Raw genomic sequence first — 13399 nt, 5'->3', positions numbered from 1 at the left:
CCCATGACACGCCCCCGCGCCGATCTCGACGTCTCCTCAGTCCTCCTCGAACCCGAGCGGTTCCCGCCCGACGCGCCGCTGAGCTGGCCCGACCTGTTCGGCGACGGTCGCCCGATCCTCGTCGAAGTCGGCTCGGGCAAGGGCCTGTTCCTTGTCAACGCCGGTTTGCAGCGCCCGGAGTTCGGCTGCTTCGGGATCGAGCTGGCGAAGAAGTACGCTCGACTCGCCGCCGAACGCGCGGTCAAATCCGGTGTGACCAACGTCCGGATGTGGCCCGCCGACGCCGGCGCCTTGCTCGCCCGACGCATCCCCGAGGCGAGCGTCCGCGAGGTCCACGTCTACTTCCCCGACCCGTGGTGGAAGAAGCGGCACAAGAAGCGCCGGGTGTTCAATCAGACGCTCGTCGCGAGCATCCTCCGCGTCCTCGAACCGAACGGCGAGCTGCACGTCGCCACCGACGTCGAGGAATATCACGGCGTCATTCGCGAGCTGCTCGCCGGCGAGCCCCGATTCGCCGAGATCGACCCGCCGCCGCTCAACGACCCCGAGCACGACCACGACTACCTGACGAACTTCGAACGGAAATACCGCATCGAAGGCCGCCCCGTCTATCGATCGAGCTATCGGCTGACGGCGACGCCCTGAGTGTCCTTGAGGGATCGGAGGCTTGAACGATGCCGATCAAGCGGATCAAGCTGAGTGTTCGCGACCTGATGTTGACGGTCGCCGTCCTGGCGATCCCACTCTCATGGGCCGCCGACAAGACCAGCCAGCGCCGCGACCGTTGCCTCGACCTCGCCGATCGGCACGCCCGTCTGGGCGCGGAGTACAGGAGGAACAGCGGCGGGCTTGAGTCCATGTTGCATGCCGCCGACTGGCACAGCTACATGAGCCGCTGTTTTGAGGAAGCGGCCGACCGGCCCTGGGAGCCGATTCCGAAGAGCATGCCGCTCCCACCCAAGAGATGGTCGCCGCCGAGCCCCGCAGCCACGGACGCCGGCGCAACGGCGGTTATCAAGCGAAGTTCATAAAAGCCGACGAGACGTCGCGTCGCTGGCCGGGTGCGGCGGAAGCAACGCGACGGCTCGTCTCACGAGTGGCCGGGCGTCAGGCCGGCCCGGCGACGGTCTCGTAGGCGCGGTTCTTGGAAGGGCCGACGCCGAGGCTCGCGGCGAGCTCGATCTGGTACAGCTCGGTGCCGGTGTCGGTCGGATACTCGCCGGTGATGCAGGCCCGGCAGAGGCGTTCGGGGGAGAGGCTGACCGACCGGGCGATGGAATCGACCGGCAGGTAGCGGAGGCTGTCGGCGCCCAGCTCCTTGGCCATGCGGTCCTGGGCCTCTTCCGAGACGACGTAGCGCTCGCCGTCGAACTCGGCGTACTTGGCGGCGAACAGCTCGTCGCGCTTGGACATATCGATGCCGTAATAGCACGGCGCGATGATCGGCGGACAGGCGACGCGAAGATGGATCTCGCGAGCGCCGCCGCGGTCGCGGATCTCGTGGACGAGCGCCCGCATCGTGGTCGAGCGGACGATGCTGTCTTCGACCAGGAGCACCCGCTTGCCGGCCAGAACCTCGGGCAGGGGGGTGTACTTGAGGCGCGCCTTGGCGGCGCGGTCGGCCGTCCCCTCGATGAACGTCCGGCCCACGTAGCGGTTGCGCATCAGCCCTTCGACCGACGGCACGCCGAGGGCGAAGGCCATGGCGTCGGCCGCGGCCTTGGCGGTGTCGGGCACGGGTACGACGATCGTCCCCTCGTCGAGCGGCACCGTTTCGAGCCGCGCCATCTCCTTGCCGAGTCCGGCCCGGCTGAGGTAGACCGAGCGGTCGTCGAGCGTGCTGGCGACGTTCGCGAAGTAGATCCACTCGAAGAAGCAGTGCGCCTGCCGGGGCGAGGGGGCGTAGCGCTCGATCCGGACGCCAGACGCGCTGGCGACGGCGAGCGTGCCGGGCTCAAGCGACTCGATGTCGCGGAAACCGAGGTTCGCCAACGGCACGCTCTCGCTCGCCGCGGCGAACAAGGGGCCGTTCTGGGCGATGCAGAGCGGACGGAACCCGAGCGGATCGCGGGCGACGACCAGCTCGCCGTTGGCCGTCAACAGCACGATGTTGTACGCGCCGTCGAACCACTCGGAGAGGCGGCGGAAGATTCCCACCCAGTCGGGGTCGGAGTCTTCGGTTTGCAGCTCGTAGGCCAGAGCGTGCATGATGATTTCGGTGTCGGTGTCGCGCTTGAGGTGATAGTCCCCCTTCGCGAGCAGTTCTTCCTTCAGCGCCTTGTAGTTCGCGAGCTGGCCGTTGAAGGCGAAGGCGAACCACTTGGTCTTGCGGCCGTGGTCGCGCTCGAACGGCTGGGCGTTGTAGCGGTCGTCGCCGCCGCAGGTCGCGTACCGAACGTGGCCGATGGCCGCCGGCCCGTCGACCCCGGTCATGATGTTCTCGAATTCGGCCTTGTGATTGAGCCGAAACGCCTCGGCCACCGTCCCCAGTTCCTTGTGAACCTTGATCAGCGCGTTGCGGTCGGAACGGTAGCTCGCCATCCCCGCCGCAAGCTGCCCCCGGTTCTGCATGTCCAGAAGCATCCGCGGCACCAGCCTCGCGACGCTGTTCATGTCACCGGCTATTGGTGCCAGCGGCGAAACAGGCGCTCCAGGTGCATGAAAGACCGCCGCGACGCCGCACTCATGGTGAAGTTCACCCATGGATGAGGTGTTCCCCTTTCCGGTCCGGTAAGGGACCGGGAGCGAATGTGGTGGAGAAGTAGAGACGGTCGGAGAGAAGGCCGAAGGCCGAGTTTCATCTAGGCCCCCACCGACTCGTCATTATAATAGTGGGTGCAGCTTCCTACAACCTTCACGGGCCCGGGACGTTGCGATTTCAGTCGGTGCGACGGGAGGAAACGGACGAGTCCTCCCAGCTTTCGCACGCCGGGCCGCCGCGGATGGATTGCGAGCTATATCTTGAGCATCGACGCCGAAATTCAAAAAAACACGCCGGTCTGGACCACGCGGATCGAAGGGGCACCCTCGAGCGCAAACCCGACTCGCGACCTGGTGCGCGACGAGGTGGTCCTGTCGGCCCAGACCTGGGTCGTCAAGGTGGGGACGAGCGTGCTGGCGGGCCATGACGGTCGGCTCGACCTGGCGAAGATCGACCATCTGGCCGAACAGATCAGCAAGGTGATGGACACCGGCCGCAAGATCGCCCTGGTCAGTTCGGGCGCCGTGGGGGCGGGGATCGGCCGGCTCGGGCTCAAGGGCCGGCCCGACAACCTCCGCCAATTGCAAGCCGCCGCCGCCATCGGCCAGTCGTACCTGATCCGCGCCTACGACGACGGGCTCCGCAAGCACGGCCGGCACGCGGCGCAGCTCCTGCTCACCCACGAAGATTTCGACAGCCGCCTCCGCTATCTCAATATGCGGAACACGTTGCACGCGTTGTTCGAATGGAACGCGGTGCCGATTATCAACGAAAACGACACGATCAGCGTCGACGAGATCAAGTTCGGCGACAACGACCGGCTCGCCGCGATGGTTGCCAACCTGATCCAGGCGCCGCTCCTGGTCATCCTCAGCGTGGTGGACGGCCTCTACCTGACAGACCCCGCCCTGCCGGGCCCGGCCGAGGTCGTCTCGCGCGTTCCCGTGATCGACGATCGCGTGATGAACCTGGCCTGCGGCGGCCGGAGCGCCCTGGGGACCGGCGGCATGCAGAGCAAGCTGGCCTCCGCCCGCCTTGTGACCCACGCCGGCGGCTCGGTGATCATCGCCTCGGGTACCCGACCCGACCCCTTGACCCGGCTGTTGGCCGGCGACGAGGTCGGCACCCTGTTCCTGGCCCATGGCCAGAACCACAAGGCGCGCAAGCGTTGGATCGGATCGACCGCGCGGCCGCGAGGACGGTTCATCGTCGACGACGGCGCCCGTAAAGCCCTGGAATCCGGCGCCAACAGCCTGCTGGCCATCGGCGTCGTCGAGGTCGAGGGGGACTTCGAGAAAGGCGACGTCGTCGCCGTCCGCGATGCGAGCGGTCAGGAGTTCGCCCGCGGCCTGACCAACTACACCGCCGCCGACGCCCGCTCGATTCGCGGCCAACACACCCTCCAGGCGCGGAAGACGCTCGGGACCTCCCTCTATGATGAGGTGATTCACCGCGACAACCTCGTCCTGATCCTCTGACGCCCACGCAACGGAACCAATCCGCCCCGACCTCCACGACCACGATCCAAGATCGGACGCAGCCCCACGTGAATTCACCCTGGCTCGCCGCGAATCTCGACGATCCCACGGCCCTGGATCCGCTCTCGGCCGAGATCCGCGCGTGGGACCCGGCGTTCGATCTGTACCGCCCGGCCTCGGACGCCTTGCTCTACGAGCCCGATGGAACCCTCTACGCCATCGCGCTTCAGGCCCCCATGACGGCCGCGTACAACCACCGCACGCGGGATGTTCGGCCGGGCGATCTGCTGATCGTCCCGAGCGGTCTGCCGGTCGGGATCGAGCCGACCGTCGATCTCCTGAGCCTGCGGTTCGAGGGCGAGCCCCCCGACCATTTCCGCGAGCGGTTCATCCAGGTCTGGGGCTACGACTATCTCCCGGCCGTCGAGGGGGGCGCGATCGTCGCCGACGCCGATCTCCGGTTTCCGCTCTCGTACGAGGTCCGGTGGATCGAAGAATCGACGGAGTTGCCGCCGGGGTCGTCGTCGCTTGGCCGACGCCTCTTGATCGTCCTGGAAGGTACGATCACGATCGAAGCCGGCGACGGAGCCCCGGCAACGGTCGAGCTGGCTCCCCGCCACGTGCTGCTGACCGACGGCGGCGGCGACCTGGTGGTTCGAGGGCCGGGACGACTTGCGGTCTTGCGGATCGAGCCCGAGATCGTCTTTTCGGCTCGCCGAGCGGCCAGCCGGCGGGCGGGAACGCAGGCGACGCCGGAGTATCTTCCCCCATCGCCGCAACCGTCGGGATCTTGATCGGCGACGGTCCGAACGCCGATCGGCGGTTCACATCCAGCCGCCCTGGCGGCCGATGAACGGTACATGATCGTGCGGGCTTGAACCCGTACGCGCCGGTCGTGGCCGGGCGGCGCCGTCGACGTCTTCTCGCGAAGATGGAGAAGGCGTACACTGAAAGGTTGTGCAATGGCTCAGGGCGTCGATTGATCCCGCACGCTCCCGGTGATCCGATCGGTGGAGAGGCCCGTCATGACTTCGATTCGACCCCGTTCTCGCAGCGGCCGGCGGTTCGGTCTCCGGCTCGCGACTGCATCGGCCTGGCTGCTGCTCCTTGCCGTCTCGCCGATCTCGGTCTTCGCCCAGGGATTCGGGCCCGATCCGTTCCGCCCGTTCAACTCGCAGTACGACTCCTACGTCTACCCAATCGCGCCGGGGCCGCTTGACAGCGTCGGCAACCCGAGCATCAATCGCGGAGTTCGCGGGGCGAACCAGTTCGAGAGCTATCTTAACGGGATCGGCTCGGGAAACGTCGGCACCCGCTACGACCAACTGTACCGGTCGCAGATCAGCGAACATCGCCGCGCCTTCCGCCCGACTCACGACGCCGACGTGAAATTCGAGGACCAGCAAGCCTCGATCACCAACCTCTATTTCGACTATCTTCGCGCAAAAGACCCTCGCAAGCGCGCCGCGGCCCTGAAGAAATACAACCAGGCCCGGGACCAGGCGAGCCGCGACCTGTCGTCGGCGGGCCGCTCGGGGAGCGGACGCAAAGCGCAAAAGCCGAAACGAGCAGCTGCCGGCGCGGAAGGCGACAAACCACAAGCGACGGACGACGAGCCGATCGAGGGCGAGAACGCCGACTCGCCGGACCGGATCATCACCCCGCCGAGACGATCGGCCGGCTCCGCCGCCGCCGCTCCAAGCTCGCGCAGACGCAGCACGACTCCCGCGCCGCCGCCGATCCCAGGCCTTTCCGGGACTGGAAGCCGCGGCCGCAAGCCGTCCGAAATCCTCGATCGCGCCGTCCAGAGCGAGAGCGCCGGGGCGCAAACCCCGAGCCGGCCGCGAACCAAGCCGGCTCCCCCTCCGATCACGCCGTGAGAGCCGCCGGGACGCTCGGCGGCGAGCCGGAACGCCCCCGCACCGCCGCCGAAATAGGCCTGGAAACCGCTAGCTCGTTGACGCTGGCGAATCAATCCCTACAATGGGGCCTGTCATCGCGTCACGGCTCGGCCGCGACGCCCTCGCACGTGACACTCTGAGCACGTTGCACCCGGGCTCTCCCGCGACGGAACATCCACCGCGCCCCCGGGTCGCCACCGCCAGCTTCCGTGCCGTCTTTTTTTTTGGGAAGACTTTGTGAAACACTTCACAAGGTTGTTGTCCCAGCGAATCGGTCGAGAGAGTTGTTGAGACGATGAGCACCGATTTCACGCCGATTTTTCTGTTCTTGATCATCGCGGTCGGGACCGGGCTGAGCATGCTGGTCATGAGCGCGGTTCTAGGTCCCCGCAAGGCGACCCGGGTCAAGCAGATGCCCTATGAGTCGGGGATGGACCCGATCGGCGACGCGCGGCAACGGTTCGACGTCCGCTTCTACCTGGTGGCGATCGTCTTCCTGCTGTTCGACGTCGAGTTGCTTTACTTGTATCCCTGGGCCGTGGGCCAGTGGAGCGCCGATGCGGCGATCCCCGCCGCGGCGGGGGCGGCCCCGCTGATCGTGGGAATCCCGGCGGTCTTCCGGATGCTCGTCTTCTGGGAGATCATGGTGTTCGTGGCGATCCTGACCGCGGGCTTCGCGTACGTCTGGAAAAAGGGAGTGTTCGAATGGCGGTAACTTCGGGAGCCTCTTCTCCGGCGGGGAGGACGTCGTCGACGTCGGGGCTGATCGTCACGCCGTCCGAGCACCTCGAAGTCCCGGAGAACGTCCAGGTCACGACGCTCGATTCGGTCGTGAACTGGTGCCGCAAGTACAGCCTGTGGCCGATGCCGTTCGCCACGGCCTGTTGCGGCATCGAGCTGATGGCGGTCGGAGCCAGCCGGTTCGACATCGCCCGGTTCGGCGCCGAGGTCATGCGGTTCAGCCCGCGCCAGTGCGATCTGATGATCGTCGCCGGCCGGGTGGCGATGAAGATGATGCCGGTGCTCCAGCGGATCTGGCTGCAAATGCCCGAGCCCAAGTGGTGCATCAGCATGGGTGCCTGCGCCAGCACCGGGGGGATCTTCGACACCTACGCGGTCGTCCAGGGGGTGGACCGGTTCATCCCGGTCGACGTCTACATCCCCGGCTGTCCTCCTCGCCCCGAGCAGATCCTCCGAGCGATCCTCGACATCCAGGAGAAGGTGCAGAAGGGGGGCACGACCTTCGGCAACGAGGGCCTGCCCGAACTCCGCGATCGCGAACGCTACCTGATCGAGAAACGCAACGTGCCGGCCGGAGACGGGATCGCCGCCGAGCGCGGCGACGAAGACCGGTTCGGCTACCGCATTCCCGGCGGACCGGCCAAGCTGGGCGTCGAGGAGACGCGATGAACCCGCGAGCCACGCACGCCATCGCCCGCGTCGGTTCGCTTGATCCTTCGAGGAGCCCCGCGCCCCGATGAGCACCGCCACGTCGAATTTCGTCGACCCGCACGCCGAAACCCTGAAGACGCTGTCCTCGGTGTTCGGCGAAGGGGTCTTCAGCCAGTCGAGGTTCCGAGACAACCTCCGCCTCTTCGTCCCCCCGTCGCGATTGATCGAGCTCTTGACCGCTCTCAAGACGCGTTGCGGCTTCGGCCTGCTGGCGGAGCTGGGCGGGGCCGACTACCTCGGCTACCCGGGGCGGACCCGGAGCCGGTTCGAGGTCCATTACGTGCTCCGCAACCTTGAGACGGCCGAGATGATCGTCGTCAAGGCGGGGGTCGACGACCCCGATCCCACGCTGCCGTCGGCCGTGCCGCTCTGGCCGGGCGCCGACTGGATGGAGCGCGAAGTCTTCGACATGTTCGGCGTGCGGTTCGCGGGACACCCCGACCTGCGGCGGATTCTCATGCCCGACGAGTTCGTCGCCTATCCGCTGCGGAAAGACTACCCGCTCCGAGGCCGGGGCGAACGGCACAACTTCCCGAAGCTCACCCGCGGCGAGTCCTGACCGCCGCGGCCCGGCCCCTTGAAGCGACGATCCTCGGCGGTTTCTTGCACTCGCGTTCGTGATCCGACGAACGATCCTTCCAAGACCAAGACTCGAGAGACGCAATGCCGGCATCCCTGCTCGACGAGCCCGAACTGGAAACCGAAGCCAAGCAGGCGACCTGGACGCTCAATTTCGGTCCCCAGCACCCCGCCACGCACACGACGCTGCGGCTGATCCTCGAGCTCGACGGCGAACGGATCGTCAAGGCGACGCCCGACATCGGCTACCTGCACTCGGGGTTCGAGAAGCTCGGCGAGCACTTGAACTTCAACCAGTACGTGACGGTCGCCGACCGCAAGAACTACATCAGCCCGCCGATGAACGAGGTGGCCTGGCACCACACGGTCGAGAAGCTGATGGGGATCGAGCTGACGCCGCGATGCCAATACATCCGGGTCATCATCGGCGAACTCTCACGGATCTCCGACCACCTGCTCTGCACGGGGGCCGCGGCGCTCGACCTCGGGGCGTTCACCGCGTTCCTCTACGCGTTCAACCTCCGCGAGCAGATCTACGACATCTATGAGGAGATGTCGGGCTACCGGTTCCACCCCGGTTACACCCGGGTCGGCGGAGTCCTCTACGACTTCAACGACCGCGTGCTGGGCCGGATTCGGACGTTCATGGACAACTTCCAGGCCGTCTACTCCGACATGAGCAAGCTGCTGTTCCGCAACCGGATCTTCCTCGACCGGATGCGGGGGGTCGGCGTCCTCAGCAAGGCCGACGCGATCGCCTACTCGTGCACCGGCCCGGTCGCCAGGGGCAGCGGCGTGACCTTCGACATCCGCAAGGACGCCCCCTACCTGGCCTACCCCGAGCTGGACTTCGAGGTCCCCTACTGCACCGAGGGGGACTGCTGGGCCCGGTTCATGGTCCGCATGGAAGAGATGCAGCAGAGCCACCACATCCTCGAACAGGCGCTCGCGAAGCTCCCCGGCGGCCCGGTGAACCTGCCGATCGCCGACAAGCTGAACTTGCCCGACAAGCTGACGACCTACAACAGCATGGAAGGGCTGATCCAGCACTTCGAGCTGGTCATGCCGAACCGGGGCTTCGAGACGCCGGTGGACGAGGTTTACGCGGCGATCGAGAGCCCCAACGGCGAGCTGGGCTACTACCTGATCGCCGACGGCAGCGAATTCGGCTGGCGGGTCCGCACACGGCCGCCGTCGTTCATCCATTTTTCGGTCTTTCCTCATCTGATCAAGGGTTACATGCTCGCCGACGTGGTGGCGATCCTCGGGAGCCTGAGCATCATCGCCGCCGAGCTCGACCGCTGAGTTCGGGAGCGTCGTCCCCGGGACCCCATCGATTCGCAGAACGCAAGGATACTCGTTCGATGCCAGCCGAAGCGCCCATACAACCGCCGCGGATCGCGATCCTCACCGACCCTCTCAAGGAGAAGATCCGGGCGCTCTTCCCCCGCTACCCGAGCAAGCGCGCGGCCACCTTGCCGGCTTTGCACATGGTCCACGCCCACCTGCGGTGCGTGCCGTTGCAGGCGATGAGCGAGATCGCCGAGATCCTTGAGATCACGCCGGCGGAAGTGCACGACACGATGAGCTTCTACGGCTTCTTCCCGCAAGCGCCCCTGGGCGACGTCCGGGTCTGGATGTGCCGGTCGATCTCGTGCATGCTCCGCGGCGGCGACGAACTGCTTGAACACGCCTGCGACCGGCTGGGGATCGAGTCGGGCCAGACGACGGCCGACGGCAAGCTGACGGTCGAGTTCGCCGAGTGCCTGGGGATCTGCGACTTCGCCCCCGCCGCCCTGGCCGACGACGGCCGGGTCTTCGGACCGCTCGACGGGCCGAAGGTCGACGCGATGCTCGACGAGCTGAAGCGCGGACGCCGCGACGACCCTCCCCGCGTGTGAGAACCGAACCAACCGGCCCCGAAGGCAGACGCTTCGACCGCTGACGACCTGGAGACGATACGGCCGTGCCCACGTTTGAACCCGTCCTGAGCCGCAACTGGAATATCGCCGACAGCCACACGCTGAAGGTCTACGAATCGCGCGGCGGCTACCAGGCGGCGCGCAAGGCGTTGACGACCATGGCCCCCGACGCGGTCGTCAACCTCGTCAAGGACTCCGAGCTGCGCGGTCGAGGAGGCGCGGGGTTCCCCTGCGGCCTCAAGTGGACGTTTCTTCCGAAGGACCGGAAGGAAACGCTCATGTGCATCAACGCCGACGAGAGCGAGCCGGCGACGTTCAACAACCGGTTCCTGATGGAGAAGGACCCGCACCAGCTCATCGAGGGCATCCTGATCGCCTGCTTCGCGACCAAGGCGACCACGGCTTACCTCTACGTGCGGTTCGAGTACATTCACGCCTACAAGATCCTCGAAGAGGCGATCGCCGAGGCGAGGGCCGCCGGCCACCTGGGCAAGAACATCTACGGCAGCGGTTACAACCTCGACCTCTGGGTCCACCGCGGGGCCGGGGCGTACATCTGCGGCGAGGAGACGGGGCTGATCGAGAGCCTCGAAGGCAAGCGGGGATGGCCGCGGATCAAGCCGCCGTTCCCGGCCATCGAAGGCGCCTTCCGCAAGCCGACGGTCGTCAACAACGTTGAGACCCTCTGCTGCGTGCCGCACATCATCGAGCGTGGGGCGACCTGGTTCAAATCGATCGGCACGCCCAAGAGCTACGGGCCGAAGCTGTACACGGTGTCGGGCCACGTCGAGAAGCAGGTCTGCGTCGAATTGCCCCTGGGCGTCACCTGCCGCGAGCTGATCGACGTCCACGCCGGCGGCGTCTGGAAAGGTCGGAAGGCCAAGGCGGCCGTCCCCGGCGGCATCAGCATGGGCCTGCTGTCGGCCGACGAGCTCGACACGCCGCTCGACTTCGAGAGCCTCCGCAAGCCCGGCTGCCTCGGGCTCGGCACGGCGGCGGTCACGGTGATCGACGACCACACGCCGATCATCGACTACCTGCTCAACACCTCCCGGTTCTTCGCCCACGAGAGCTGCGGCCAGTGCACGCCGTGCCGCGAGGGAACCGGCTGGATGGAGAAGACGATCCATCGGATCAAGGCCGGCGGCGGGCGGATCGAAGACCTCGACGTCATGCTCCACCTGGCGAACAACCTCGGCATCATGCCCGGAACGACGATCTGCGGGCTCGCCGATGGAGCGGCCTGGCCGATCAAGAACGCGGTCACCAAGTTCCGCGGCGAGCTCGAAGACTACATCCGCAGCCACCAGTCGCCGGCCGCCCAGGTGACTCCGCTGCAAATCAGCATCGCGCAGGGCCGCCCCGTCGAGCTGTCGCCGAACGGCGGACTGCCGATCCTCAACGGCCCGCCGCCGGCCCGGGCGCTGCACGCTCCGGACGGACGCGGCGTGTAAAACCGGCGGATTCCCGACGAACAGGACGGGAGGGCTCGACCCTCCATCGCGGGCCCGGTGCAAGCGTTTCCGGGCGAGAATCCAGCGAACGAGCCTTCCTCCTCAAGGGTACGGATCGAAACGAACGATGGCGACGATCATCATCAACGGCACTGAATACCCGATCCCCCCGGGAGAGAAGCTCAACGCGATCCAGATGGCCAAGCGGGTCGGCGTCGAGATCCCCTACTACTGCTGGCACCCCGCGCTCTCGGTGGTCGCCAACTGCCGGATGTGCGAGGTCCAGGTCGGGAGCAAGGACCCGAAGACCGGCGAAGTGAAGATGATGCCCAAGCTCGTCCCCGGCTGCCAGACGCCGGCGCGGGACGGCACGGTGCTCGTCACCGACAGCCCCCAGGTGCAAGAGCATCAGCGGATGATCATGGAGCTGCTGCTCCTCAACCACCCGCTCGACTGCCCGGTCTGCGACCAGGCCGGCGAGTGCGGCCTGCAAGACTACAGCTTCCAGCACGGCCAGTCGGTCCACCGGTTCGTCGAGGAGCGCGTCGTCAACCCGCGCAAGGACGTCTCCGACCTGATTCAGCTCAACTCGGACCGGTGCATCATGTGCACCCGCTGCGTCCGGTTCACCCGCGAGATCACCCAGACGGCCGAGCTTCAGGTGATGCGTCGCGGCTACCACGCCGAGATCAGCGTGTTCCCCGGCGTCACCCTCGACGCCAACCCGCTGGCCGGCAACGTCGTCGACATCTGCCCCGTCGGTGCCCTGCTCGACAAGGACTCGCTCCACAAGCAGCGCGCCTGGTTCCTGTCGAAGCACGACTCCGTCTGCACCCACTGCTCGACCGGCTGCAACATCAGCGTCGAGGAGAACAAGGGGCGGATCTGGCGGATCAAGCCGCGGCACAACCCGCACGTCAACGACTACTGGATCTGCGACGAGGGCCGCTACGGCTACAAGCCCGCCAACGACCCCGCCTTGCTCGCCGCGATGTACCTCAAGACGGGCAACGACCACGCGGCCGTCCCGAGCGACGAGGCGCTGAAAGCCGTCGACCGAGGGCTCAAACAGGCGGTCGTCGAGGGCAAGACCATCGCCGGCGTGCTCTCGCCGTTCCTGACGGTCGAGGAGGCCTACTTGATGGCCGGCTACCTCCGGGAGCTGAGCGCGTCGAGCGTGCTGGCCCTGGGGCCGGTGCCGATCCGAGGCGCCGACCAGACCTTCCAGCCCGACCTCAGCACGGGGCGGTCGGGAGATACAAGCTTCCTGGCGCCCCGGCCGTTCACGATTCACGCCGAGAAGGCCCCCAACGCGCGGGGCGTGCGGGCGGTCCTCGAACACTTCCAGGGAACGCTCATCGACTTCGCCGAGCTGTCGAAGCGAGCGACCGCGGGCGAGTTCGGCGCGCTCTACATCGCGGCCGGGGCGACCGACGAGCCCTGGATCGACGAGGCGTCGAGCGCCGCGCTTCGCGAGAAGGTCGGCTTCATCGTGCTCCAGGACGTGAAGGTCTCGCCGCTGGCTCACGTGGCCGACGTGGTGCTCGCGGGGGCGACGTTCGCCGAGAAGGCCGGCTCTTACGTCAACGCCGACGGCCGGCTCCAGTACTCCGGCGCCGCGCTGCCGCCCCGCGACGGCTCGCTGCCGGACCTCGACCTGTTCGCGATCTTGCTCAATCGGCCCGGCGGCCCCGTCCGATCGGCCGACGTGCTGGCCCAGGTCGCCGCGTCGGTCCCGGCGTTCGCCGCGGCCGGGGGGGGCGAGCTGCCCGAGATGGGGGTGTCGCTCGACGCGGAGGCTCGGCAGTCGAAGGCCGAACCGCCGGCCTTCGTCGACGCCTGGTACACGCCGATGGGCGCCGCGCGGTCGCGATGAGTCGAATGACGGCCGGTGGACGGTTCGGGCGGACGT

13 protein-coding genes are annotated in these 13399 nt (G+C 67.1%); 12 read left to right on the top strand and 1 reads right to left on the bottom strand.

Features of this window, described 5'->3' with window-relative positions; translation table 11 throughout:
• Positions 1–3 precede the first annotated feature (3 nt).
• Together trmB and BSF38_RS06085 are read left to right on the top strand one after the other, a co-directional pair.
• Positions 4–645 carry a tRNA (guanosine(46)-N7)-methyltransferase TrmB gene (gene trmB / locus BSF38_RS06090; protein WP_076343942.1) on the top strand — a complete coding sequence of 214 codons (642 nt, stop codon included), beginning with the start codon at positions 4–6 and terminating at the stop codon, positions 643–645.
• A gap of 29 nt (positions 646–674) precedes the next feature.
• Entirely contained in the window at positions 675–1031 is a 357-nt protein-coding gene (locus tag BSF38_RS06085; RefSeq protein ID WP_076343940.1) for a hypothetical protein, read from the top strand.
• A gap of 76 nt (positions 1032–1107) precedes the next feature.
• On the opposite strand, the gene BSF38_RS06080 is transcribed toward BSF38_RS06085, so the two are convergent.
• Positions 1108–2703 carry an amidophosphoribosyltransferase gene (locus tag BSF38_RS06080; protein ID WP_076343938.1) on the bottom strand — a complete coding sequence of 532 codons (1596 nt, stop codon included), beginning with the start codon at positions 2701–2703 and terminating at the stop codon, positions 1108–1110.
• 309 nt (positions 2704–3012) lie between these two features.
• Between BSF38_RS06080 and proB the strand changes: the two genes are divergently transcribed.
• The 10 genes from proB (at position 3013) to BSF38_RS06030 (ending at position 13363) form a co-directional block, all read left to right on the top strand.
• Positions 3013–4179 (top strand): glutamate 5-kinase, encoded by a 1167-nt coding sequence (gene proB / locus BSF38_RS06075; RefSeq protein ID WP_076350623.1) that lies wholly within the window; start codon positions 3013–3015, stop codon positions 4177–4179.
• Between the two features lie 68 nt (positions 4180–4247).
• Entirely contained in the window at positions 4248–4973 is a 726-nt protein-coding gene (locus BSF38_RS06070; RefSeq protein ID WP_076343936.1) for a hypothetical protein, read from the top strand.
• Between the two features lie 231 nt (positions 4974–5204).
• On the top strand, positions 5205–6059 hold the full coding sequence (locus tag BSF38_RS06065; protein WP_076343934.1) for a hypothetical protein: 855 nt from the start codon (positions 5205–5207) through the stop codon (positions 6057–6059).
• A gap of 316 nt (positions 6060–6375) precedes the next feature.
• Positions 6376–6795 carry an NADH-quinone oxidoreductase subunit A gene (locus tag BSF38_RS06060; protein ID WP_076343932.1) on the top strand — a complete coding sequence of 140 codons (420 nt, stop codon included), beginning with the start codon at positions 6376–6378 and terminating at the stop codon, positions 6793–6795.
• Complete coding sequence (locus tag BSF38_RS06055) at positions 6786–7490, top strand: NADH-quinone oxidoreductase subunit B (RefSeq protein ID WP_076343930.1); 705 nt, start codon at positions 6786–6788, stop codon at positions 7488–7490. Before BSF38_RS06060 ends, BSF38_RS06055 begins: the two co-directional genes overlap by 10 nt.
• A gap of 67 nt (positions 7491–7557) precedes the next feature.
• Positions 7558–8091, top strand: coding sequence for an NADH-quinone oxidoreductase subunit C (locus BSF38_RS06050; protein ID WP_076343928.1), 534 nt, complete (start codon positions 7558–7560; stop codon positions 8089–8091).
• Between the two features lie 104 nt (positions 8092–8195).
• Complete coding sequence (nuoD, locus tag BSF38_RS06045) at positions 8196–9416, top strand: NADH dehydrogenase (quinone) subunit D (RefSeq protein WP_076343926.1); 1221 nt, start codon at positions 8196–8198, stop codon at positions 9414–9416.
• Between the two features lie 59 nt (positions 9417–9475).
• The gene (locus BSF38_RS06040; protein ID WP_076343924.1) at positions 9476–10012 is read left to right on the top strand and encodes an NADH-quinone oxidoreductase subunit NuoE family protein; all 537 of its coding nucleotides are present in this window, start codon (positions 9476–9478) and stop codon (positions 10010–10012) included.
• A gap of 65 nt (positions 10013–10077) precedes the next feature.
• A complete protein-coding gene (nuoF, locus tag BSF38_RS06035) occupies positions 10078–11487 on the top strand; it encodes an NADH-quinone oxidoreductase subunit NuoF (protein WP_076343922.1) in 1410 nt (469 codons plus the stop codon).
• A gap of 127 nt (positions 11488–11614) precedes the next feature.
• On the top strand, positions 11615–13363 hold the full coding sequence (locus BSF38_RS06030) for an NADH-quinone oxidoreductase subunit G (RefSeq protein ID WP_083712723.1): 1749 nt from the start codon (positions 11615–11617) through the stop codon (positions 13361–13363).
• The last annotated feature ends 36 nt before the right edge of the window (positions 13364–13399 follow it).

Source organism: Paludisphaera borealis, assembly GCF_001956985.1.
Classification (GTDB): Bacteria; Planctomycetota; Planctomycetia; order Isosphaerales; family Isosphaeraceae; genus Paludisphaera; species Paludisphaera borealis.
Note: the sequence above shows the minus strand (reverse complement) of the source record. Positions and strands in the feature narration are given on the sequence as shown.